Raw genomic sequence first — 23,353 nt, 5'->3', positions numbered from 1 at the left:
TTTATGCCTCCTGGGTAATTAAGCGGGTAATCACATCACCCATTTCGTGCGTTCCTATTGTGTTACCCTCACCGGCCAAATCAGCAGTGCGATGACCTTCTTCCAGTGCTCGGGTGATTGCCTGTTCGATAGCCGTGGCTGCCGCTTTTTCCCTTAAACTAAAACGTAATAACAAAGCCAGAGACAGGATCTGGGCGATAGGGTTGGCAATGTTTTGACCGGCTATGTCCGGTGCCGATCCGCCGGCCGGCTCATACAGCCCAAAGTTTTTTTCGTTTAAGCTGGCAGAAGGCAGCATACCCATAGAACCTGTGATCATTGCGCATTCGTCGGACAGAATGTCACCGAATAAGTTGGAACATAACAACACATCAAATTGAGAGGGATCTTTAATCAACTGCATGGTGGCATTATCAATATAAAGATGAGACAGTGTGACATCTGGGTAATCGGTCGCAATACTGTTGACGACTTCGCGCCATAACATCGAGCTTTGTAATACATTGGCTTTATCGACTGACGTTACCTTGCTGCGGCGTTGACGGGCAGATTCAAAGGCGATACGTGCGATCCGTTCAATCTCATAACGATAATAGATTTCGGTATCAAAGGCGTGTTCTTCCATGCCTTGGCCTGCACGTCCCTTGGGCTGACCGAAATAGATGCCCCCGGTTAGCTCACGAACACACAGAATATCAAAACCTTTAGCCGCAATATCGCTGCGTAGTGGACAAAAATTTTCTAAACCTGGGTATAAGCGAGCAGGTCGTAGGTTGCTAAATAATTTAAAATGTTTACGTAACGGCAACAAAGCACCCCGTTCCGGTTGTTCTGCGGGTGGCAAATGCTCCCACTTTTTCCCCCCGACGGAGCCAAATAAGATCGCGTTAGCTTGTTCACATCCAGCGAGTGTAGTGGCAGGTAATGGGCTGCCGTGGCGATCAATGGCAACGCCCCCGACATCATATTCTGTCGTGGTGACAGTGATAGCAAAGCGTTGTTCAATCGCCTGTAATACTTTTTTTGCCTGAGCCATGACTTCTGAACCGATTCCGTCTCCAGGTAATAGGGCGATATGATATTTTTTTTCCTCGGCGACATTATTCATGCTTATATGACCTCCTGATGATTTTGTTGTAGATATTGTTTTTTCTTTTTTTCGACTTGTTGAGCACGCCAAATATTGTTTAATGCGTGAATCAAAGCATGAGCGGATGAGGCGACAATATCGGTCGCCAGACCTACCCCGTGGAAGTGATTTCCCTGAGATTCGACCGAGATATTGACTTGACCGAAGGCATCTTTACCCTGTCCATTTGCTGACAGTTTGTAACTTGTGAGTTTGATGGTATATCCACTGATGCGGTTGATGGCCTGATAGAGTGCATCGACGGGACCATTACCGGTAGCGGCTTCGGCATTAATTTTTTCTCCGCAGGCCAATTTAACCGACGCCGTTGCTAGAATATTGGAACCTGATTGAACACTAAAATAATCAAGACGAAAATATTCAGTGTCTTCTTGTTGTTTATTAATGAAAACTAAGGCCTCCAGATCATAATCAAAAATTTGTCCTTTGTTATCTGCTAACTTTAAAAAGGCACTGTAGAGAGAATCCAAATTATAATCTTTATCTTGATAACCCATTCTTGTCATCCGATCTTTCACCGCAGCACGGCCTGAGCGAGAAGTTAGATTAAATGGAACTTCTTTCAGGCCAATGGATTCCGGGGTCATAATTTCGTAATTTTTACGGTTTTTCAGCATGCCATCTTGATGAACACCGGATGAATGGGCAAAGGCGTTACTACCCACGATGGCCTTGTTGGCAGGGATTGGCATGTTGCACAATTTACTCACCAATTGACTCGTACGATAAATTTCTTGGTGATTGATGCCGGTATGCACTGCTAACATTTTTTGACGGACTTTAATCGCCATAATAACTTCTTCTAACGAACAATTACCGGCTCTCTCACCCAAACCGTTAATAGTACCTTCTACTTGACGCGCTCCGGCTTGCACCGCAGTAATTGAATTGGCCACTGACATACCTAAATCGTCATGACAATGGACAGAGATAATCGCCTTATCAATGTTAGGAACTCGTTGATATAAATTGCTGATGATTCCACCAAATTGATAAGGTGTGGTAAAGCCAACGGTATCGGGAATATTGATGGTAGTAGCACCTGCATTGATTGCCGCTTCAACAACACGACACAAATTATCAATCGGTGTGCGCCCGGCATCTTCACAAGAAAATTCCACATCATCCGTATAATTGCGAGCGTGTTTTATTGAGGCAATAGCCATTGCCATGACATCGGCAAAAGTTTTCTGTAATTTTGATTCGATATGCAAAGTGGATGTAGCTAAAAAAACGTGGATACGAAAAGCCTTGGCGACACGTAATGCGGCGGCAGCAACATCAATATCGTTAGTAATACAACGTGCTAGCGCACAGACACGGCTATTTTTTATTTCTTGCGCAATAGTTCGTACCGACTCAAAGTCTCCTGGTGAGGAAACAGGAAAACCCACCTCCATCACGTCAACGCCCATTTTTTCCAGTGCCAAAGCAATTTGTAGTTTTTCTTTTACGCCGAGGCTGGCTTGTAATGCTTGTTCACCATCACGCAAAGTGGTGTCAAAAATAATCACTTGTTGGCTCATTGAATTATTCCTTTTTATCGTTGTTTTTGCGTTGGACGAACAAAAAAAAACCGCGCATTTGCGCGGCTTGGTTAATCTTGATGTTCTAATCAGCTTCGATTTCCATCCACCAGGCTACCGCGCAAAAAAGAGGCGCTGAGCAGTAGGCTGAGTAGTAGGTCTCTGTAGAACATAAAAGTTGATCTCAAATTTGATAACCGTTTCGTTAGTCAAATTAGTACGTGAATTTTAAAATGATGTCAACTTGTTTTTTTATGATAAATCACGTGATTTTCATCATAGGATAAGATAGAACAGGCTGTTGTTTATAAATCGAGTTCATTACTTATATTCTTTTAATTGATCTTATTACTCATTCTTGCGCAATAGATAAGCTCAGTAAATAGTATTAGGCTAGTGTGGTATTTTTCAGGTTAGGAGAAAGGTAATATTTTTAAACTATCAGTAAATGTTAAAAATTATCAGTAATGTTAAAACGAATGAGTCGTTACTTTTTTTCGTATTAATTAAAGAGATAATTTACTCTTTACATTTTAATTTTTTTAAAATCATTATAAAAAAAATATTTTTCTGTTGAATCATTTGCTCTTTGAATTAATAATTCATAAGCGTTAATTGATGAATTAATTATTTACTAATGGCATGATTAGCGTGAATCACATTTTTTAATATGATTATTCACTGATTCATGCTAAATTTTTTGGCGTGTAACTGTGTTATCATCACGGTGAATCAATGGTATTCGACTTGTAGTCGTAATTAAAGGACATACTTATTTGTATTCTTGTTTAATAATAAATTTATTAATGATTAGGGAGGGTAAATCAGGTAAAAAAATTTAAATTTTGGCAAGGACGAGACTCAATTGTTATCTATAAAAGTGACAACAATTTAGATCATTGATTCTATTAGTTGCGAGAGCTTCAGCATTTCTACCCTCTTGTGTTTAGGATGGTTTTTGTAAAGCTCCTCGGCTGATAGCATCATTTGCATAAAGCTTAGTGGAGTTAAGCATGTCTGAATATAACTTAGTAACAGCTAATCAAGTAACGCGAAAAGAATCATTTGACGTACATCTGAGAGGAGTTGACCTAAATTTGTTAACAGTGTTCGATGCTGTGATGCAAATGCAGAACGTAACGCGTGCGGCACAATCGTTAGGGATGTCACAACCTGCAGTAAGTAATGCGGTAGCGCGCTTAAAAATCATGTTTGATGATGAACTTTTTGTTCGTTATGGTCGCGGTATACAACCAACTTCACGGGCGCGTCAGCTTTTCGGCCCAGTGCGTCAAGCGTTACAATTGGTACACAACGAATTACCCGGTGCCGGTTTTGAACCCACAAACAGTGAGCGTGTATTTAATTTATCAATTTGTAGCCCTTTGGATGTTCGACTCACTGCTCAGATAGTGAACCGTGTGCGACAAGCCGCGCCTTACGTACAGTTGGCGATCAGATCCTATCTAAACGACAATATTGAACATCAATTACGTTACCAAGAAACTGAATTTGTTATTAGTTACACCGAGTTTGAACGTCCAGATTTTCATCAGATACCGCTATTTAATGATGAACTGGTTTTGGCCGTTTCAAAAAATCATCCGCGTATTCATGATGCTATCTCTAAGGAGCAGCTGTTTCTTGAATCTCATGCTGTTGTTTCACTGGATAAAAAAGGTTCATTTAGTGAACCTTATTATCAATCGAGTGAAAGTACGCAAGCGATCGCCTATGAAAGCACAGATATGAATAGTGTGCTCAGTATTGTATCACAAACTTATTTTGTAGCCATTACTCCTCGTTGGTTGCTGCTGTCATGTGGTGAAGCGCTTAATTTAAAACTCATTGAATTGCCTTGGGAAAATACTACCCGAGCTTGTCATCTTACTTGGCATGAATCAACTGACAGAGATAAAGGTCATCAGTGGATGAAAAAGCTATTGGGGCAATTTAGTTTATCGGCTTAATACTGTCACATTGATTTAGTCACCGCTTTAAGTGGCGCTTCGTCAACATTCATGGTGCGCCACGCCATCACATCATTCCGCTAACTGACGGGTATACGCAAATAAGGCTTTCAGCAAGGCCAACTTTTCTTTGTCATCTTGATATTGATTATAAAATAGCTCCAGTTGTAGCACATATTTGTTGATACGTTCTGGGTTGAGAACGGCTTTCCGATGATGTAGCCAGCACTGTTGTTCACCGTCATCCAACGTACTGGGATAATTTCTGGCACGGAACCGGAAAAATAACGTCGCTAATCTTGGATCTTGAAAGTGCAGATCCAATGCAGGCAAATTTTGTGGCAAGGTTTGTTGGATGATTTTCATCGTTGTTCGATCCGCATCGTTGAAAAATCCATCGTACAACTTGGCATCGACATCGTCGATCACAGGAAAAGGTTGTTGTTGTGCAAACAGTGTTACTATTTTTTCCCTTACTTGAGGGTTCTGTAATAATAACTGTCTATTTTTTAAACAAGTTTGGCAATCGATATTCAGTCGTTCACGATTTTCTTCTAGCAAAGTATTCATTTTTGCCAGTACCGGACACTTGTTAATATGCACTAATTTGAGTGGTATTGCCGTTTGCTCTGCGCTGAGTTGATCGTGGCGGGTATAAAGGCGTTGGCGCAAGGTATCGCTATCCAAATTCAATAATGGCGAGATATCAGCGGTCAAATCACAGGTAATTACTTGGTTTTTATTCTCAGGGTGCCAAGCGAGTGGTGCGACCACACTAGTATTACTTTTCAATGCACCAAACATACCAGAGACGTGTACCAAAGGTGTCATCTCCACGATATCGATCAGTTCACTGATTTTGTGTTTATTGCGATATTGGTAAAGATAGTCGAATAAACGGGGTTGTTTTTGCTTTACCAGTTTAGCGATAGCGATGGTGGCATAGACATCCGACATGGCATCATGTGCGTTTAGATGTTCGATACCATTTTCTTTGGTCAAATGTTCCAGTTTAAAACTGGGTAATCCCTCGTTATTTTTTGGCCAGTTAATACCTTCTGGTCGTAGAGCGTAGCAAGCACGGACAACATCGAGCAGATCCCAGCGTGAATTACCGTTTTGCCAATGATAGGCGTACGGATCATAGAAATTGCGGTAAAAAATATTACGACTGACTTCATCGTCGAATCGAATATTGTTATAACCGAGAATACAGGTACCGGCAACGCTAAAAGCTTGATGGATCTGGCGGGAAAACTCGGCTTCTTTAACACCCTGAATCAGGGCATGTTGTGGAGTAATGCCGGTTATCATTACCGCTTCAGGTTGAGGAAGATAATCATCAGCCGGTGCACAATAAATAATCAATGGGTCCTCAATAATATTGAAATCCAGATCAGTGCGTACCCCTGCGAATTGTGCTGGCCGATCCAACGCTGGATTTTGACCAAAGGTTTCATAATCATGCACGTAAAATGTCGCTTGTTGGGTTCTTTTTGACAGGGTATTTGACATAATGTTTGGCTCGTTTAAATGTAAGTTTCGGTGGCTTGGCTGCGCTTTTTCGCTTTCACGCCCCTCGCTACGGTTTTGCAAGAAGTCTATTTTTTCACATTGGAATATCATGACAAAATACAGCCTCCGTACGCGTATGATGGTCTTAATCTTGGCACCTACACTTTTGCTTGGGTTGTTGCTGAGTACTTCCTTTATGATAAATCGTTATAACGACCTGGAAAATCAGGTTGTGAGTGCCGGTACCGGTATTATTGAGCCGTTAGCTGTTGCCAGTGAATATGGGATGACTTTTCGTAATCGGGATGCCATGAGGCAGCTAATTAATTTACTGCATCGTCGACATTCGGATATTGTGCGCTCAATTGCCGTATTTGATGCAGATAATAAGCTTTTTGTCACCTCTAATTATAATTACAATTCTTCACAGCTTCGTTTGAAGCTGCCGGTATTTCACTCATTGATATTGACCAAGCGGGGTAATTCGTTACTTCTGCAAATGCCGATCGTCTCTGAATCCTATTTATCGCGTGATCATTTGCCGCCAAATGATCCGCGAGCCAATATGGCACCTCACTCATTAGGTTATATTGCCATCGATTTGGATCTGCAAGCCGCCCATTCGCAACAATTCAAAGAAGTCTTGATCGCCGTATTATTACTGTTGTTTTGCCTCGGTGTCGCCATGTTATTTGCTTATCGTTTAATGCTCGATGTTACCGAACCTATTCGCAATATGGTGAATACCGTGGATCATATTCGTCGTGGTCAGCTAGACAGCCGTGTAGCGGGCAGTATGCTCGGTGAGTTGGATATGCTAAAAAATGGCATTAATTCAATGGCCATGTCGTTGGCGGCTTATCATGAAGAAATGCAGCAGAATGTTGATCAGGCCACCTCAGATTTACTTGAAACGCTTGAGCAAATGGAAATTCAGAATGTTGAACTGGAATTAGCGAAAAAACGTGCGCAAGAGGCGGCGCGTATTAAATCTGAGTTTCTCGCTAATATATCTCACGAGTTACGCACACCACTGAATGGCGTGATCGGTTTTACTCGTCAGACACTAAAAACATCATTGACACCGACCCAAATCGACTATTTGCAGACCATTCAGCGGTCAGCCAACAATTTGTTGGCTATTATCAATGATGTACTAGACTTTTCAAAGTTGGAAGCAGGAAAATTAATATTGGAACAGATCCCCTTTCTGTTACGAACAACCCTGGATGAAGTGATTATTTTATTGGCGCATACTGCGCATGAAAAAGGTTTGGAACTCATTCTTCATGTCAATAATGATGTGCCAAATCATTTGGTCGGCGATTCCATGCGTTTACAACAGATCATCACCAATCTGTTGGGAAACGCCATTAAGTTTACTGAAAAAGGAAATATTTCTATCTGGGTTAAGGTATCGAGCCAGACCGAAGGTAATGTTAGATTAACGATAGAAATTCACGATACTGGAATTGGAATTTCTGAGGCACAATATCCTCGTTTATTTCAAGCATTTGGTCAGGCTGATGCCAGTATTTCACGTCGTCACGGTGGTACTGACCTGGGTTTAACTATCACAGAAAGATTGGTACAAGAGATGGACGGTAACATCAATTTTTCCAGCCAATTAAATCATGGTTCGATATTTAAATTTGACATTACTTTAGCAGTGAATGAAAACATGAGCCATCAACCTATTTCAATGAAATCACTGGTAGGTAAACACTTAGCATATATCGAAAGTAACCCGCTTGCAGCGCAGGCCACGTTGCATATTCTAGATAATACGCCATTACATCTCACTCATAGCTTAAATCTGGAGCAACTGCCCAAGCAACATTATGATTTTCTGCTGGTTGGTGTGTCGCTTAATACGGTAGATCATCAGGATAAATTAATCACCGCGCTAGGACTCGCCGATCAGGTGATCCTGGCATTACCCAGTCAATCACAGGTTGATGCAGAACAGCTCAAACAAATGGGCGCAAAAGCCTGCATGATTAAGCCGATATCTGCCAACCGATTATTTCCCTTACTGTTATCGGAAAATTCAATTTGTTATTTGACTCAGCAAAAAGAGCAACCTATCCGGCAGCGTTTACCTTTTCGTGTGATGGCGGTAGACGATAACCCCGCCAATTTGAAACTGATTGGCACTTTGCTGGAAGAACAGGTAACAGAAACTATTTTATGTGAAAGTGGCAGTAAAGCGTTGGCGATTGCCGAAAAGATGGCACTGGATATTATCTTAATGGATATTCAGATGCCGGGGATGGATGGTATCCGTGCCAGTGAATTAATTCATAAGATACCCCAACATCAGAATACACCTATTATTGCAGTGACTGCTCATGCAGTCAGTGGTCAACGGGAACATTTTTTAAAAATGGGTATGGTTGATTATCTCGCCAAACCTATTGACGAAGCACAGCTAACGTTGGCACTTTCTGGTTATCATTTGTCGCATTATCCCTCCTTTCACCGTGATTGTGGTCAGGCCCTTCCTGGCTATGATCAGGTTGATAGCCAGGAGACAACAGAGCAAACAACGATTCAGCTGCACACAGAATCGACACTGAAATCATTAGATTGGTCGCTTGCGGTGCAGCACGCGGCGAACAAAGAGGATTTAGCTCATGACTTACTGCGTATGCTGCTGGAATTACTGCCGCAAGTGACCCTGTGTGTACAAGCTATTGTTGATGATGAAAAAACTCCAATGATCAGTGATGAAGATTTTTTATCTTTAATCCACAAACTGCATGGCAGTTGTGCATATTGCGGTGTACCTCGTTTGAAACAAATTTGTTTCACTATAGAACAACAATTACGCCGACAGCTAGATTTACAAAGCTTACAACCGGAATGGTTGGAATTATTAGATGAGATTGATAATGTCACTCAAGCGGCACGACTGCATTTATAAATATATTATTATAGTTAATCAAAATAATAATCTTATTTCTATAAGATGTTTTTTATAAAAAGTCTACTAACACTTTGCCATAATAAAGCGTGTTGCAACAGAGATAGAATGATATATTGGCAACCAAATTAGCGTGACACAATAGACCTCTTCGGAAACTCTGATTTATCTAATTTCCATGTTATAAATTGCTGCAATCAGATTAAATCGTAATCCAAAACGTTTTCGCCTGTTTCGATAACGATCTGATACGATTTTAAATCGTTTAATCATACCAAGGACATTTTCGTTTAATACACGCTGGCTTGATAACTCACGATTGTTGCGTTTATCTTCTTTTGTTAAGGGATTTTTCTTTGTCTTTTTCTTAGGCAACGCCGAGTTTGAATGGATCTTGCCAAGCCCTTGGTAACCTGTATCTGTCACTGTTTTGATTTCAGGATGTATTCGCACGCCAGACTCTTTGAACAACCTAAAATCATGACGCCTCCCATGAGTAAAGCTTGTACAGATGACTGCTTTGCTTTTTTTATCGACGATCACTTGGGTTTTTAAGGTGGGTCGTTTCTTTTTTCCTGAGTAAAACTGCTTTTGTTTTTTTGGGGACGTTCAATCGGCGTTTCTGTGGCATCAATAAGAACGAGCTCATACTCCCTATCACTTTTTAATAAAGCTTTGCGTCCAGGGAGTGCAAAATCAGGATGCTTTATTAGCGTATTTTCTATCCATTTAATCGTTTCATAGCAGGTGCTCTCACTCACCCCATCGCTTCGGCTAACATGAAAATAAGTGCGATATTCGCGTAGATACTCAAGGGCCATTAATAAGCGATCTTCTAAACCCAGCTTGGGTTTCTGACCTCCTTTCCCTTGCTTACATTTATCTGCTTCATTCAATATCTTTATCATCTTTTCAAATGTACTGCGTTTAACTCCGGTTAAGCGCCGAAATTTTTCCTCTTCCAATACCTTTATTTGTTCATATTTCATGGGGGCTCCTTGTTCAGGAGATTTTTAACAACATTCCTACATGAATGCTATAGCAGGCGCCGTATCAGTTGATTATGAAAATCAGAAATAACATATTGATATTAATTAATATTTATTAACAAAAGTGATCACGTTACATGGCGCCTGCTATAGTTTCCGAAGAGGTCTAATAAATAAAAAAGCTATTGATTAAAAGTCATCTAATATTTCCAATGCCGCCGCCAATTTTTTCACACCAAATACCTGCATTGTGGATGGTTTTTTTTTCGGCATATTGGCATAAGGGACAATGGCACGGGTAAAACCGTGTTTAGCGGCTTCAGCGATACGCTCTTGTCCACTGGGTACTGGCCGGATTTCCCCCGACAGACCTACTTCACCGAATACAACGACGTCTTGTGGTAAGGGACGATTACGAAAGCTGGAAACCAAAGCCAGTAATAACGCCAAATCAGCACTTGTCTCGGTGACTTTCACTCCGCCGACAACATTGACGAAGACATCTTGGTCTGACATTTGCAGACCGCCATGACGATGTAAAACCGCCAACAATATCGCCAGACGATTTTGCTCGAGTCCCACGGCTACACGGCGTGGATTAGACAGCATAGAATGATCTACCAATGCCTGGATCTCAACTAATAGAGGGCGGGTGCCTTCCCACACCACCATCACTGAGCTGCCAGCGGTCATTTCATCGCCACGACTAAGGAAAATTGCAGAAGGGTTGTTCACCTCACGTAGCCCTTGTTCTGTCATCGCAAATACTCCCAGTTCGTTAACGGCGCCGAAACGATTTTTATGGCTACGTAGCGTACGAAAGCGAGAATCACTCTCGCCGTCGAGCATCACAGAACAATCGATACAATGTTCTAGCACTTTGGGGCCAGCTAGCGCGCCGTCTTTTGTCACGTGCCCGACCATAATAATTGCCACTCCGTGGGTTTTAGCAAAACGGGTCAGATGAGCAGCACTTTCCCGCACCTGTGCTACGCTGCCTGGTGACGAATGGATGTCGGCGATATGCATCACCTGGATCGAGTCGATAACCATCAGTCGTGGCTGCTCTTGCTGAGTGATCAAACAAATCTGTTCAATGCTGGTTTCCGATAGCATATTCAGATTAGCGGTAGCCAGACCAAGACGGTGAGCGCGCATTGCTATCTGTTGTAACGACTCTTCGCCGGTAACGTACAGGGTTTTCATTTGGGGGGCGAGTTTGCATAGTGTCTGCAATAATAAGGTACTTTTACCGGCACCGGGGCTACCACCGATAAGAATGGCGCTCCCGGGGACTATGCCACCACCTAGTACGCGGTCGAATTCCTGAAATCCGCTAGAAAAACGAGGAAGTTCTTTGAGACTGATTGCCGATAATTGTTGCACTTTATTGATACCGCTCTCGCCAGCGTAGCCTACAAAGCGCTCATTACGCATAACAGAAGGAGAGGATGTTGCCGCTATACGCACTTCAGTAATGTTATTCCAGGCGAGACAGGCGCTGCACTGCCCCTGCCAACGTGGGTAATCTGCACCACATTCATTGCAGACAAATGCGCGTTTTGCTACTTTAGCCACTGTGCTTACCTCTATTTGGTTAATGTTAAATGAGTAACAAAAAACTGTCGCATTGCTTTTTATTTGCGTTACTGAACGCGATTGGCATTACCGGTGTGATAAGTGGGTTGTCTTTTGTCGATCTTAACAATCTGTGGGCATTTAAATATCACCTGTTTTTGATAATACAGCTTAATTTGATAATTTTGCCACCGATGGTCGTGATTAATCACTTTTTTTGCCAAAAAAGCGCGCGTATAGTCATTGTGTTGTTTGTTGCTTTGCTAACAATACTGTTTTATACCGATGCGTTGGTTTACAGCCAATATCGTTTCCATCTATCGATCAATGTATTGCGCTTATTTTTTTCTGGTGGTGTCAATTTTGATATTAGCGTGATGTTACGTTTTGCTCTCTATTTTATCGGATTGATTGTTTTACAACTGATTCTATTATGGGGATTGTTGTTGATGGAGAGCAGTGTGGCTAAAAAGATTACGCTGGTGTTATTGTTGTTAATAGGAACAGCTTTGATCACCAGTTTCATTTTTAATAATAAAGGCAATAACGATGCGTTGCGTAAATCCTTTCCGCTGTTATGGATCCCGGTTCATCGTACCGGTAATGATGCTTCGGCTTTCGATTTTCAGCAACTAAGACAACAAATTAATAATTCGACAGCTAATTATCCACGTCATCCGATCAATTATGCGACGGCACAGCCACTAAATTTGCTGTTTGTGGTGATAGATGCCTGGCGTGCCGATGATATGAATATGATAACTACTCCGAATGTGGCGGCTTTTGCCGATAACTCACGGGTGTATAAAAATCACTGGTCGGGAGGGAATGGCACACCTCCGGGTATGTTTTCGCTGTTCTATGGTTTGCCCGAAATTTATTCTTCACTGTTTGTTAAAGAGGGGGTACGCCCGTTGTTATTACAGCGGCTTGCAGAGCTGAATTATCAATTTCTTGTTTATGGATCAGCGGCCTTAACCTCACCGGTGTTTAGAAATGGGCTATTCCTCGGTATTGATCATCTGCGTCGTTATACGCCCGGTGATACCCCGTGGTTGCGTGATGTACAAATCACTAAAGACTTTATTAACCATCTAGATGACCGTAAACCTTTCTTTGGTCTGCTATTTTATGATGCTGCTCACGGTTATAGTCTACCCGAAAATAGTACACCGCATTTTCAGCCCTCCTGGACGGCTTTGGATGTATTGAAGTTGACTCCCAATGCTTCATCGGTGGAAGTACATAATCTTTACCGCTCGGCACTGTACAATATCGATGGTTTAATCGGCAACGTCTTGACCCATTTAAAAAACAGGAAGTTACTGGATAACACCATAGTGATCATTACCGCTGATCACGGTCAAGAGTTTAATGATAATAAAAAGAATTATTGGGGGCATGGCAGTAATTTTAGTCGTACTCAACTTCAGGTACCGTTAGTGATCCATTGGCCGGGCAAAGACAAACAGCAGGTGTTAGCAAAGACCCTGCACTATGATATTTCTGCCACGCTACTCAAGGAATTTTTACATGCTCAAGGGAAGACAGATAACTACAGCAGCGGTCACTCGTTATTTGAACCCATTCCAAACTCTGAATGGATGGTTGCCACTGCGTATGGGGAATGCATAGCCTTTATCTCCAGGGATATCATCAAGGTGTTTTATCTTGATGGGACGACAGAAACCTTAAATCCACATTTGGATCCGATTAGCAGCGGCAAAACCCCTCCTTCACTGGGAGCACTGATGGCATCGCTGACTGATTATGTAAAGCCGTCGATTGATAAAGCGGCGGTAAATTAAATAAACGTTGACTGTTGGCATGAAGTTGCTGAGCGATATGTTGTGGTGACTCTGGTCTTAGCCGACACAATGCAGCAAAAACATCGGTTATTCTCTCTGGTCGATTCGCCTGTCCTTGGAAACCAGACAATGGCATGTACGGGGCATCTGTTTCTAATAATAATACGTTCAGGGGGAGCTCTGCCATTACTTGCCGCGTTTTTTTCGCGCGTTGATAGCTGATGATCCCTCCGACGCCGATATAATAACCTAGCCGGATAAAAGTCCGCGCCTGTGCCAAACTACCGGCAAATCCATGTATTACACCGGTGCGCGGTAATGCTATTTTACGTAATAATGCTGCTAATTGATCATGTGAGCGGCGTGAATGTAATATCACGGGAAGATCATATTGCTTTGCTAGCATCAACTGTGCTTGTAGCATTTTAAGCTGTTGTCTTACAGATAGCGCATTGTCTTGGTATAAATCTAAACCAATTTCACCCACTGCCACTAACTTTTCTGGCATTGTCGCTAGTCGATCAGCTAACACTGTCAATTCTGCATCCTGATGTGGGTTTAGATAAAGCGGATGCAACCCTAAAGCAGCAAACAGTGCGGGATAATCACGCGCTAGCGCGAGTACACGATCGAAATAACGCGCCGCCACGGCGGGAACAATCAGTTGTTTAACCTGTGCTTGATGTGCAGCAGCCAAGCTATCAACTTCGGTACCGCTAAAAGGGGAGAAATCAAAATGACAATGGGTGTCGATAAAATAAGATGGCATGTAATTTTATTTATTTAAGCTGGTCGGTGAAAATAGTAGATTCCTTGCAAAACCGTAGTGAGTGCTGCGAAGTCAAGGTGCCTGGCGCGCAGTAACTGCGCGGTACAGGCGAGCACTAGGTAACTCAGAATTTCGCAGCACGTATTTACAAACACGTATGTAAGTTTTGCAAAAAATCTATCAGTGTTTGACCTTTATATCGTTAATGACTTTATTCACGCCGTCAGTCTCTTTGGCAACTTTCTCTGCATTTTTAGATTGCTCTGCATTTTCTACATCACCGGTAAGTTGTACAACACCGCCAGTGGTAACAACTTTGATATCATGCGAAGGCACGCCACCAGTCGTCAGCAATTTTGCTTTCACTTTACTGGTGATGGTTGCATCATCTGTATACGCACTGATGGATTGAGCGGTATTTTCTTTTACTACCTCTAGCTTATTATTGACCGACTTAACACCCATGACTTTAGCTGCCACTGCCATTGCCTTTTCAGACTGAGCGAGGTTATGAACTGAGCCACTGAGAGTAACCACGCCGTCTTTGGTTGCGACCGAGATATTACCACCCTGCTTCAAGCTTTCATCCTCAAGCAACGCTTTTTTAACTTTCATGGCAATGCCACTGCTGTCCTCCGTGGCAGCGTTATCGATTTTTTTGAGCGAATCATCCACTTTTTTGAGCGAGTTATCTATTTTTGCACCGGTGTTTTCCATCGTGTTTGATACTTGACTACCGATGGATCCTTCAGCAAGAGTTCCACTACTCAGCGACAATGTACCTAAAGCAGCCACAGCTATCAGCGAATGAATAAATTTTGTATTCTTCATCGATCTCTTCCTTTGTTATCACGAATCCATAAAATTTTGGATCCTCAAAACGAACCCCAGCACTCTAGAGCAAGGCCGTAACAAAATATTTCAATAAACAATATAGACTATAACCAAAATAATGCTGCCAAAGTTGATCGCTATTGTTAATGTTCACGTGTTTCGTGGAATATTACTTCGGGATAACGTTTTTGTGTGAGGTTAAGATTGACCATTGTGGGTGCGATATAACTGAGATTATTCCCCCCATCCCAGGCTAGATTCTGTTCGTTCTTATGTTTAAATTCTGCAAACTTTTTCATATCGTTGCACTCTACCCAACGAGCAGTAGAAACATTGATTGATTCGTACACCGCTTGAACTTTGTATTCACTTTTCAGCCGTGCAGCGACCACATCAAATTGCAGTAGCCCCACTGCGCCGACAATCAGATCGTTATTGGTAATGGGGCGGAATATTTGTACTGCGCCCTCTTCCGAAAGCTGAACTAGGCCTTTCAACAGTTGCTTTTGCTTAAGTGGATCACGTAGGCGGATACGGCGAAACAGTTCAGGGGCAAAATTCGGAATACCGGTAAATTTCATTTCTTCACCCTGAGTAAAGGTATCACCAATCTGGATAGTGCCGTGATTATGTAGCCCAATGATGTCACCTGCGAATGCTTCTTCAACCTGGGTGCGATCACCTGCCATAAAGGTCAGTGCTTCGGAAATCACCACTTCTTTTTTGGTGCGCACCTGGCGTAGTGTTATCCCTTTTTTATAACGACCGGAAACGATGCGCATAAAAGCCACCCGATCTCGATGTTTGGGATCCATATTGGCCTGAATTTTGAATATAAAACCGGTAAATTTTTCTTCCGTGGCGACGACTTGCCGTACATTGGTTTGACGTGGCATGGGTGTAGGCGCCCAAGTGGTCAGTCCATCTAACATATGATCGACGCCAAAATTGCCCAAAGCTGTGCCAAAGAATACCGGTGTCAGATCGCCTGACAAAAAATCAGTGTGAGAAAATCTGTGTGATGCTCCCCACACGAGTTTTACTTCTGCACGTAACTGATCTGATAGATCGGCTCCCACTGCTGTATCTAATTCTGTATTATATAACCCTTTGACAAGGTGTACTTGCTGAATGGTATGACCTTGACCTCTCTGATACAGATAAACCTCATCCTTATAGAGGTGATAAACGCCTTTAAATAACTTACCGCAGCCAATGGGCCAAGTAATGGGTGCACAGGCAATATTCAGTTCCTGTTCAACTTCATCCAACACTTCCATAGTGTCTCGGGTATCCCGATCTAACTTATTCATAAAAGTTAAAATTGGCGTATTGCGCAATCGAGTCACTTCCATCAATTTACGGGTACGATCTTCAACCCCTTTGGCTGCATCGATCACCATCAAACAACAATCGACAGCAGTTAGCGTACGGTAAGTATCTTCGGAAAAATCTCCATGCCCAGGTGTATCGAGCAAATTCAGCAAACAGTCACGATAGGGAAACTGCATCACTGAGGTGGTGATCGAAATACCGCGCTGTTTTTCCATTTCCATCCAGTCAGATTTGGCATGATGGCTAGAACCCCGCCCTTTTACCGTACCTGCGGTCTGAATCGCTTGTCCAAACAGCAATACCTTTTCAGTGATGGTAGTTTTTCCTGCATCGGGGTGTGAGATGATAGCGAAAGTTCTTCGGCGAGAAATGTGTTGTTGGATTGCAGTATTTGACATTGATTAAAATCTTCTAATGTATATGCGGTTGATTTCGTAGTGTACCGCAAATGACACTACCGGATACAGTAACCCCATTTTCTAAAGATGAATTCAAAAAATGGGATCAGGGTAGATTTGATGCCATTAATGGAACGTCAATAAACGCTGGTACCAGCAACGTTTTGATCTTGGTTTGACAATAAAAGGTCTACTGTATCCCTTAATAAATGGTACTGCGTGGGTTTTAGGTTGGAAATGGCGCGCGTCAGGTGTTTCTAGCCAGCCCCGTTGTGCGCGCTGTTCTACTGCCATTTTTATTTCTGCTTCATGTTGCAGAAACTGTTGCCAACCTTTTGTCATCTCCTTTTTCTTCGCTTTTTTTCTTGGTGGGTTAAGTGAGACTACCACGAGAATAATGGCGACCAGGATGAGTAATGCGTTGCTATAATTCATCGTAAACTTTCCTCCTCCTTCATCTGATGAAGCCAATCGATATGCTTTGTTGCCTGTTCCAATGTATCTACTTTGCCAAACGAGTGGTTGTTAAACCACAAATGATAACGATTCACCAGGTTGGTTACCGTTTTCGGATGGCGAATAATGACGAATTCACGGTATTGGTGAGAATGGCGGCTTAGTGTAGTCAGACTATGTATCATTATTTTTTTAAGCCTCCATTCCCATTACGTCAAAACCTTCGATAAAAGGGATGGCATAGAGCGCAACCATATTAACGCGTTTTAATTCGCGACGATTGCTGACTGCTGGTTTTAATAATGGAAGGTAACGACGTTCGGCGTCACTTTGAACTTGACGTAATGACATACCGGAAAATTTTGCATATTCATTCAGCGTCATACTAGGCTTTATATTATTCGTTATTAGGTAAGATAGTGCCAACTCCATGGCTTCATTTATCGATGGGCGTAAATTTATATTTTTCTTCAATGGAATTATCTCCCTTTTTAATTTTTCCACTGAAATTCCCTTGTTTTCCCTTAGTTTATTTTGCTGCATTTCTTTCATGAGTTATCCTTACTCTACGGATTGAAGATCCTTTATAATTTCTCCTTGTATGGAGTATTGGTTGAAGGTTAACTCCTATATAGGATATATGTCAATGACACTAAGCGAAAAAGTCAAAGCAATAAGGAAAGCCGAGGAAATGAGTAAGGCTACGTTTTGCAAACTTACTGGCATCCCTTTGAGTACATTAGATAAATATGAAATGGGTAAATTTGAGCCGAGTGGCACAGCACTAACGAAAATTACTCAACATCCCATTTTCATGAAGTACACTTTATGGTTAATGACAGATCATGCAGCACCTGAAGCCGGGCAAATATATCCGGCGCTCTCCCCTGATGGGCACGAAAATATATTCAATCTCCTAAAAAGCCAGAAGGTTGGTTGATTGCGGAAAAAATAAAGAGAATGTGGGGAAAAGGCGGTATTTGCTACGAAAGGAATTATTTCGATTGATATTGATATCTGTTAGATGTAAAGAAGCTCAATTTTTTCTAAATGTGATTGAGCGATCTTTATCAATATCTCTGTCACACCTCTTTTTTTTGCGATGGAGGCAGAGTACAGTTAGTCATGCACCGATAAAATCGAGAACATAAGGGTGCTTTTGGGCATGTTGTGTGGCTAGAGTAATAAGTAATGATCTTGGATTAGTGTTTTTATTAATATTGGGTGTGATGGTCAGTGTAGAGGGAAATAGAAGCGATATCCGTTGTGATATTGCTGGTGGTATCTCGTTGCTCCCGATCCCGAGTTCACTGACCCCATCAGCAAGCAGTTGGATAAAATCAATTTTTTTATTTACCTGACAGGGTAGTGCAGCAGCAATCTCAAGTTTTGCGAATTGCTGTACCCAGGAAGGTAAACTTTGTAATACTCCCCGCCTTGATAGCAACGCGCGATGGCGCTGACAGGCAATCAAAAAACTAATCTGTGGTAAAATATACCAATGCTTGACCAATTGTTGGTTAAAATCGGCAATGACCGGTCGCTCAATATCCAATTTATATTGATTTATTAACATGTCATTCAGTACTGAACGGGATCGACTCCCACTAAAAAAAAGTGGCAAATGAAATCGGGTGTGATGAATATACGATACAGGGTCGAATAATATCCGATCAATAGTCGTGAGCTTAAGCATCAGACTTTTCCTTATTTTTATTTTTCATCGGTTGTATTTTTATCGGTAATAATTGCTTTTTCCAGGCCAGTAACAACGCTGCAATCAGCATAATCAGGACAATAACAATATAAATCCAGCTTTGATTACCCTGACTCTGTTGTAGCTTGACAGGAGCTTGATGCTGAATGACTGATCGTTTTGATAACACTACTGAAATATTGTCATAGTCAACATCATGAAAGCTATTTTTCAAAAAACGTTTAACATCTCCGATTAATAAACTGGGGTCGACACTTTGATCGTAAGTGACCAAAGTTGTCATATGTATCGGCACTACTTTTCTTCCGCCCTCACCTGAATCCAAATCATAGCTAACATGAACCCGGGCGGTAACGATACCATTCATTGTTTGTAATGATTGTTCCAACCGTTGTTCTATTCCTGAATATAAACGCGCTTTTTCTTCTCGCGGCGACGATATTAATGAATCGCTGGGAAACATGTGCGAAATTTCCATTCGTGGTTTAGAAGGTAAATTATAAACTTTCATTAGATCGACAGCAGCCACAAAATCGACAGGATCTACCGTAATACGATAGCCTTCTTTCACACCATCGATTTTATTGGATGCAATATTATTGCGCTGTAATAGCGCGGAGACTTCATTAGCTTGCTGTTGATCCAATCCTTTAAGCAAATCTTGCTGTTTACAGGCTGCTAGTAGCAAAATAAGTGAAAGGATAATAAGTCGTTTTGTCTTTATCATGGGTGTCATAACTCTTCTATTTTGATGTAAATAAATAATAGACTTCTTGCAAAACCTACTACGTGTTGCAAACTGTGTGCTGCAAATTCGGTGTTACCTGGTGCTCGCAATCCTCATGTATTCGCATGTCAGCGAAGGTTGCTGCTCCAGGCTCCTTAACTTTGCATAACGAACGACGGTTTTGCAAGAAGTCTGATGAAACACAAAAAGGAAAATCAGGTAAAGCCTTATCTTTTTTATAAAGGTTTAGGAAAGTACCAGTAACCAGGAGTCACCTTTATATAACCTTGGTTACCGTATTTAAATGATTCACCTTTTAGCCAATCATCTTTTAATTCAACGGAAAATTTCACATAGTGTTCGCCCCAAGCCTGAATGTAATGAGCGACAAACCTGCGTAGTTGTTGTAGTTGTTCATCATTCAGCGCGCCTTGAATAATAAAGGTGACACTATCTCCATTATCATAGCAGGTGTAAGGAACGGCCATTTTTTTAATTCCAGATTCAGCCTGATAAGAGACTTCTTTATCACTAATCGACAGCAATTGACTTTGACTGGCATAAGGAATTTGTTTATTTAAATTGTTTATCAGCTGTGCCCGTTTTTCATTATTGAGTTGATTACGCTCTTCACTGATTAGTATTATCGGTGCTCGAGGCGTATCTATTCTGACACGATGATATTTCACTGTTGGCCAATTCTCAGCTAACCATGATCCTATCCGTTCTTCTTCGTTTTGAATATTGAGCACTTTCACCGGCTTGGAAAAATGAAGTTGTATCAAATATTGCTGCACCCATGCGGCTTTTTTTTCATTATTTGCCAGGATATAAATCCAACCATCATGACCGTAAAAAATATGGTATTGTTCTCTGCTATCACCAAGCAGTGATGAAAGTTCACGGATTTGCTGTTGCCTGGTATCTCTGGAGTGAACATAAGCAACCATCAACGCTGAAATTAATGCGAATATGCTTAAAGCATACCAAAGAATAGCATGAGATTTTTTTCTAATGGTGCCACTACTTTTTTTTCCTTGCCACAGCCTTTTAACAAACCATTAAACAGGCGAATAACGACTTGTGGTATCCTGGTTTCTTTTTTTATTTTTCTATGCATAATCGCTTATTACTTTGTTTTAGCAACCTGGTGTGAAATCTGGTCATGTAAATAGTATGAGAAGAGATTAACAAAAGGTGATTATCACATCCTGATAAGAATCTTATGAATTATCCTGATAACCATCATTTTTCGTTTTATTTTTTCATCGAAACAAAGGAGAACGTACCATGTGGAAACCCATTGTTAGCATTATACTAGGTTCAGCACTTGGCGGACTCTTACGCTGGGATCTCGGATTGAAGCTCAATAGTTTGTTTCAGACAGTGTCATTGGGTACCCTGGTTGCTAATTTGATAGCAGGATATGTCGTTGGCGTGGCGGTCGCTTATTTTTCCCAGGCTCAGGGGATCGCTCCAGAATGGCGCTTACTGATTGTAACAGGTTTTTGCGGCGGGCTTTCTACTTTTTCGATGTTCTCTGTTGAAGTGGTGGTGTTAATCCAGCAAGGAAGAGTCGCTTGGGCGGTGGGGGTCATTGCTATTCATATTATTGGGTCGCTGCTGATGACGTTACTCGGTATGGTTTCGTGGCAAGCGCTCGCTACGGTTTTGCAAAAAGTCTAATGTTATAGCTGCGCGATTTAATTTTGATTGGTATTCAAATATGAGCCACTCCATAGATTTATTCCTCAATGTATCCGTTAGGAAATCAAAATTAAATCGTGTAGCTATATTTGTAATTAAATTTATTTAATTATTAATCATTTTTTTTCGTTATACGTTTAAATTAAAAAAGATGATAAAATGGACAGTTCTGTATTTACATTACCTAATAATGTGCAAGTGAAATATAAATTCTCTCCGGCTCAATATGATTGTAAACACCTTTTGATTGTTATGTCTGGATTTAATATACCTGATCCAACGATTTATGATTTTCAGAATACCTTGGCACATTGTCGTTCTAATATTTTATGGATAAAAGATGATTTTAATGGGCTACCCGCTTATTGCTTATGTAATGATATGAGATTTGATATTGAGTTAGGTGTCAGTAAATTAATTGATAGTGTAATCATTCTTCTTGACTCTTGTCATGTATCAATTCTAGGTGCTTCTAAAGGAGGGAGTATTACGCTGTATTATGGTATAAAGCATAAGATAAAAAATATTATTTCAGTAGTACCTCAATTTAATATTGGCAGTTATGTTGCAACAGGAACCTATTGGGAACACGTTGGAAAAAAATGATGGGCAATATCAATCAGAAACATGTTGATTATCTTGATAAAATTTTATCTGAAAGTATATATTGAATGATAATGAATTAGATAGAAGTATATATCTTTTTACATCTCCGACAGATACCCAATTTATAAAAGAGATAGAACCTAACTTGTCATTATTTGAAAAATATAATAATTTTAACCTGGTGATGACGGAATCAGAATATGTAACACAGCATGTTGAGGTAACTCCATATAATTTATTATTAATTCTTTCATTAATTTATTAATTTGAAAATGGTATATTTCCAGTATGGGGAGAAATAAAGAAGGGTACTTTATGACGAACAGTTTGATATAACTCTTCCAAGAAGACCTAACCCGCAATGTTACTGAATGTTTCTAGATCTATATTGTTGCCAACGTTTTTTCACGAATATTATTGCTGGATTTTGTCGCAAACTTTCAGCGAGTACGATAAACATTCGATCAGCATAAATTTTTTCGCTTGGCTGTTGAGGTTTTATCTTACACTGCCTGATGTTTTTCATCCTGTTTCGTGCTCGCTTGACTGTTGTCACTGCTTTAGTCTCATGAAGTAATGGTTGTGTTAATAACATACTGGGAGGGACTAAAACGATATCAGAAGGTAATGTCGGTAGCATCTTTTGCAATACATGGATAGTCGTGGGATGAGGATGACCAATAGCGATGACTGAACCATGGCGGTTGGCGAGTTGTAGTGCATGGTTAAATTGTTGACGAATAGCCGCCTGATTGATGACATCATCAAGAAATACCTGCCGTTTGAGTACCTTGACACTGGTACCTATGGCAGCGTGGCTAACCTGACTATTACTCGTGGTCCGGCTATCGAGAAAATACAAGGGATACTGATCTAATATCCGCATCACTTTTTGCATCGCGGATAAACTGGCCGTCATCGCACTACCCATATGATTATTTATTCCCACAGCATAAGGCACATTAGCCAATGCATTACGGATAATACGCTGAATTTCTTCAAGATCCATATCCGGCTTTAGGGTATCAGGTTCCAATCGTTGTTTGCTGAAGGGTGCCATGGGCAGATGAATCAGAATTTCTCGCCCCTGATTATGGGCTTTAATTGCCATTTCTCTGGCATAAGGCGCATTAGGCAGAATGGCTATTGAAATGGCGATCGGCAGCTGTAATATCTGATTTTCATTATCGGGACGATAGCCAAAATCATCCATAACGATGGAAAGTTTACCGGCTTGGGTGCTGTAGGCGATAACCAAGAGTACCGACAGCAATGAGGACATGTTGAAGTAACACAATATCTTTTTCCCTCGTGTTGTTCGATCTGCGGCAAAATTGTCGCG

At 41.2% G+C, this 23,353-nt stretch carries 21 protein-coding genes and 1 pseudogene; 6 read left to right on the top strand and 16 right to left on the bottom strand.

Translation table 11 applies throughout. The features are described from left to right. Position 1: 1 nt before the first annotated feature. Together leuB and leuA are read right to left on the bottom strand one after the other, a co-directional pair. A complete protein-coding gene (gene leuB, locus AAHH42_RS13875; protein ID WP_072550476.1) occupies positions 2–1,108 on the bottom strand; it encodes a 3-isopropylmalate dehydrogenase in 1,107 nt (368 codons plus the stop codon). Positions 1,109–1,110: 2 nt separating this feature from the next. Then, the gene (gene leuA, locus AAHH42_RS13870; RefSeq protein ID WP_342221389.1) at positions 1,111–2,676 is read right to left on the bottom strand and encodes a 2-isopropylmalate synthase; all 1,566 of its coding nucleotides are present in this window, start codon (positions 2,674–2,676) and stop codon (positions 1,111–1,113) included. A 1,013-nt stretch (positions 2,677–3,689) separates the two neighbouring features. Here leuA and leuO point away from each other — a divergent pair. Then, positions 3,690–4,646 carry a transcriptional regulator LeuO gene (gene leuO, locus AAHH42_RS13865; protein ID WP_072550474.1) on the top strand — a complete coding sequence of 319 codons (957 nt, stop codon included), beginning with the start codon at positions 3,690–3,692 and terminating at the stop codon, positions 4,644–4,646. Between the two features lie 72 nt (positions 4,647–4,718). Here the strand turns inward: leuO and sbcB are convergent, their stop codons facing one another. Further along, on the bottom strand, positions 4,719–6,161 hold the full coding sequence (gene sbcB, locus AAHH42_RS13860) for an exodeoxyribonuclease I (RefSeq protein WP_162859990.1): 1,443 nt from the start codon (positions 6,159–6,161) through the stop codon (positions 4,719–4,721). A 109-nt stretch (positions 6,162–6,270) separates the two neighbouring features. Between sbcB and barA the strand changes: the two genes are divergently transcribed. Further along, the gene (gene barA, locus AAHH42_RS13855) at positions 6,271–9,087 is read left to right on the top strand and encodes a two-component sensor histidine kinase BarA (protein WP_342221388.1); all 2,817 of its coding nucleotides are present in this window, start codon (positions 6,271–6,273) and stop codon (positions 9,085–9,087) included. Between the two features lie 165 nt (positions 9,088–9,252). Here barA and AAHH42_RS13850 read toward each other — a convergent pair. Together AAHH42_RS13850 and radA are read right to left on the bottom strand one after the other, a co-directional pair. Then, positions 9,253–10,076, bottom strand: a protein-coding gene (locus AAHH42_RS13850) for an IS5 family transposase (RefSeq protein WP_342221387.1) whose coding sequence is annotated in 2 segments (ribosomal slippage) — positions 9,253–9,689 and positions 9,689–10,076 — 825 coding nt in all. Because the reading frame shifts where the segments join, the coding sequence is not laid out codon by codon here. Positions 10,077–10,265: 189 nt separating this feature from the next. Next, on the bottom strand, positions 10,266–11,654 hold the full coding sequence (gene radA / locus AAHH42_RS13845) for a DNA repair protein RadA (RefSeq protein ID WP_119797288.1): 1,389 nt from the start codon (positions 11,652–11,654) through the stop codon (positions 10,266–10,268). A 29-nt stretch (positions 11,655–11,683) separates the two neighbouring features. Between radA and AAHH42_RS13840 the strand changes: the two genes are divergently transcribed. Next, positions 11,684–13,462, top strand: coding sequence for a sulfatase-like hydrolase/transferase (locus AAHH42_RS13840; protein ID WP_342221386.1), 1,779 nt, complete (start codon positions 11,684–11,686; stop codon positions 13,460–13,462). On the opposite strand, the pseudogene AAHH42_RS13835 reads toward AAHH42_RS13840, so the two are convergent. From AAHH42_RS13835 to AAHH42_RS13810, 6 genes and pseudogenes are all read right to left on the bottom strand, one after another. Then, positions 13,446–14,231, bottom strand: a pseudogene (locus AAHH42_RS13835) (TatD family hydrolase); the annotation flags it as partial. The gene AAHH42_RS13840 and the pseudogene AAHH42_RS13835 overlap by 17 nt on opposite strands. A 180-nt stretch (positions 14,232–14,411) precedes the next feature. Continuing rightward, entirely contained in the window at positions 14,412–15,062 is a 651-nt protein-coding gene (gene osmY / locus AAHH42_RS13830) for a molecular chaperone OsmY (protein ID WP_342221385.1), read from the bottom strand. 146 nt (positions 15,063–15,208) lie between these two features. After that, positions 15,209–16,798: a peptide chain release factor 3 gene (gene prfC / locus AAHH42_RS13825; protein ID WP_342221384.1), complete on the bottom strand. Its 1,590-nt coding sequence runs from the start codon at positions 16,796–16,798 to the stop codon at positions 15,209–15,211. A 126-nt stretch (positions 16,799–16,924) separates the two neighbouring features. Continuing rightward, positions 16,925–17,233 (bottom strand): phage filamentation protein Fil family protein, encoded by a 309-nt coding sequence (locus AAHH42_RS13820; protein ID WP_119797283.1) that lies wholly within the window; start codon positions 17,231–17,233, stop codon positions 16,925–16,927. Next, complete coding sequence (locus AAHH42_RS13815; RefSeq protein WP_119797282.1) at positions 17,230–17,439, bottom strand: hypothetical protein; 210 nt, start codon at positions 17,437–17,439, stop codon at positions 17,230–17,232. The genes AAHH42_RS13820 and AAHH42_RS13815 overlap by 4 nt, the downstream gene beginning before the upstream one ends. A 7-nt stretch (positions 17,440–17,446) precedes the next feature. Beyond that, positions 17,447–17,806 carry a hypothetical protein gene (locus AAHH42_RS13810; RefSeq protein WP_119797281.1) on the bottom strand — a complete coding sequence of 120 codons (360 nt, stop codon included), beginning with the start codon at positions 17,804–17,806 and terminating at the stop codon, positions 17,447–17,449. Positions 17,807–17,900: 94 nt separating this feature from the next. Here AAHH42_RS13810 and AAHH42_RS13805 point away from each other — a divergent pair, with 94 nt between their 5' ends. After that, entirely contained in the window at positions 17,901–18,194 is a 294-nt protein-coding gene (locus AAHH42_RS13805) for a helix-turn-helix transcriptional regulator (protein ID WP_342221383.1), read from the top strand. A 183-nt stretch (positions 18,195–18,377) separates the two neighbouring features. On the opposite strand, the gene AAHH42_RS13800 is transcribed toward AAHH42_RS13805, so the two are convergent. The 4 genes from AAHH42_RS13800 to AAHH42_RS13785 form a co-directional block, all read right to left on the bottom strand. Next, positions 18,378–18,950, bottom strand: coding sequence for a type III secretion apparatus protein OrgA/MxiK (locus AAHH42_RS13800; RefSeq protein ID WP_119797279.1), 573 nt, complete (start codon positions 18,948–18,950; stop codon positions 18,378–18,380). Next, positions 18,943–19,698 (bottom strand): EscJ/YscJ/HrcJ family type III secretion inner membrane ring protein, encoded by a 756-nt coding sequence (locus AAHH42_RS13795; RefSeq protein ID WP_425286339.1) that lies wholly within the window; start codon positions 19,696–19,698, stop codon positions 18,943–18,945. The genes AAHH42_RS13800 and AAHH42_RS13795 overlap by 8 nt, the downstream gene beginning before the upstream one ends. A gap of 236 nt (positions 19,699–19,934) precedes the next feature. Then, positions 19,935–20,648 carry a PrgH/EprH family type III secretion apparatus protein gene (locus AAHH42_RS13790; protein ID WP_425286301.1) on the bottom strand — a complete coding sequence of 238 codons (714 nt, stop codon included), beginning with the start codon at positions 20,646–20,648 and terminating at the stop codon, positions 19,935–19,937. Between the two features lie 26 nt (positions 20,649–20,674). After that, positions 20,675–20,818, bottom strand: a complete 144-nt coding sequence (locus AAHH42_RS13785; RefSeq protein ID WP_342221380.1) for a hypothetical protein — start codon at positions 20,816–20,818, stop codon at positions 20,675–20,677. Between the two features lie 170 nt (positions 20,819–20,988). Here AAHH42_RS13785 and crcB point away from each other — a divergent pair, with 170 nt between their 5' ends. Both crcB and AAHH42_RS13775 read left to right on the top strand, forming a co-directional pair. Then, positions 20,989–21,384, top strand: coding sequence for a fluoride efflux transporter CrcB (gene crcB / locus AAHH42_RS13780; RefSeq protein ID WP_342221379.1), 396 nt, complete (start codon positions 20,989–20,991; stop codon positions 21,382–21,384). Positions 21,385–21,564: 180 nt separating this feature from the next. Beyond that, complete coding sequence (locus AAHH42_RS13775) at positions 21,565–22,011, top strand: hypothetical protein (RefSeq protein ID WP_342221378.1); 447 nt, start codon at positions 21,565–21,567, stop codon at positions 22,009–22,011. A 364-nt stretch (positions 22,012–22,375) separates the two neighbouring features. On the opposite strand, the gene AAHH42_RS13770 is transcribed toward AAHH42_RS13775, so the two are convergent. Beyond that, positions 22,376–23,308 carry a divergent polysaccharide deacetylase family protein gene (locus AAHH42_RS13770; protein ID WP_425286338.1) on the bottom strand — a complete coding sequence of 311 codons (933 nt, stop codon included), beginning with the start codon at positions 23,306–23,308 and terminating at the stop codon, positions 22,376–22,378. Positions 23,309–23,353 lie beyond the last annotated feature (45 nt).

The sequence above is a fragment of the Candidatus Fukatsuia endosymbiont of Tuberolachnus salignus genome, assembly GCF_964030845.1.
GTDB classification, from domain to species: Bacteria; Pseudomonadota; Gammaproteobacteria; order Enterobacterales; family Enterobacteriaceae; genus Fukatsuia; species Fukatsuia symbiotica.
Note: the sequence above shows the minus strand (reverse complement) of the source record. Positions and strands in the feature narration are given on the sequence as shown.

Bases quoted from the DNA above. Each gene is read 5' to 3' on its own strand.
- leuB (WP_072550476.1), bottom strand. From the start codon at position 1,108: ATGAATAATGTCGCCGAGGAAAAAAAATATCATATCGCCCTATTACCT.
- leuA (WP_342221389.1), bottom strand. From the start codon at position 2,676: ATGAGCCAACAAGTGATTATTTTTGACACCACTTTGCGTGATGGTGAA.
- leuO (WP_072550474.1), top strand. From the start codon at position 3,690: ATGTCTGAATATAACTTAGTAACAGCTAATCAAGTAACGCGAAAAGAA.
- sbcB (WP_162859990.1), bottom strand. From the start codon at position 6,161: ATGTCAAATACCCTGTCAAAAAGAACCCAACAAGCGACATTTTACGTG.
- barA (WP_342221388.1), top strand. From the start codon at position 6,271: ATGACAAAATACAGCCTCCGTACGCGTATGATGGTCTTAATCTTGGCA.
- AAHH42_RS13840 (WP_342221386.1), top strand. From the start codon at position 11,684: ATGAGTAACAAAAAACTGTCGCATTGCTTTTTATTTGCGTTACTGAAC.
- osmY (WP_342221385.1), bottom strand. From the start codon at position 15,062: ATGAAGAATACAAAATTTATTCATTCGCTGATAGCTGTGGCTGCTTTA.
- prfC (WP_342221384.1), bottom strand. From the start codon at position 16,798: ATGTCAAATACTGCAATCCAACAACACATTTCTCGCCGAAGAACTTTC.
- AAHH42_RS13820 (WP_119797283.1), bottom strand. From the start codon at position 17,233: ATGAATTATAGCAACGCATTACTCATCCTGGTCGCCATTATTCTCGTG.
- AAHH42_RS13815 (WP_119797282.1), bottom strand. From the start codon at position 17,439: ATGATACATAGTCTGACTACACTAAGCCGCCATTCTCACCAATACCGT.
- AAHH42_RS13810 (WP_119797281.1), bottom strand. From the start codon at position 17,806: ATGAAAGAAATGCAGCAAAATAAACTAAGGGAAAACAAGGGAATTTCA.
- AAHH42_RS13805 (WP_342221383.1), top strand. From the start codon at position 17,901: ATGACACTAAGCGAAAAAGTCAAAGCAATAAGGAAAGCCGAGGAAATG.
- AAHH42_RS13800 (WP_119797279.1), bottom strand. From the start codon at position 18,950: ATGCTTAAGCTCACGACTATTGATCGGATATTATTCGACCCTGTATCG.
- AAHH42_RS13795 (WP_425286339.1), bottom strand. From the start codon at position 19,698: ATGATAAAGACAAAACGACTTATTATCCTTTCACTTATTTTGCTACTA.
- AAHH42_RS13790 (WP_425286301.1), bottom strand. From the start codon at position 20,648: ATGGTTGCTTATGTTCACTCCAGAGATACCAGGCAACAGCAAATCCGT.
- AAHH42_RS13785 (WP_342221380.1), bottom strand. From the start codon at position 20,818: ATGCATAGAAAAATAAAAAAAGAAACCAGGATACCACAAGTCGTTATT.
- crcB (WP_342221379.1), top strand. From the start codon at position 20,989: ATGTGGAAACCCATTGTTAGCATTATACTAGGTTCAGCACTTGGCGGA.
- AAHH42_RS13775 (WP_342221378.1), top strand. From the start codon at position 21,565: ATGGACAGTTCTGTATTTACATTACCTAATAATGTGCAAGTGAAATAT.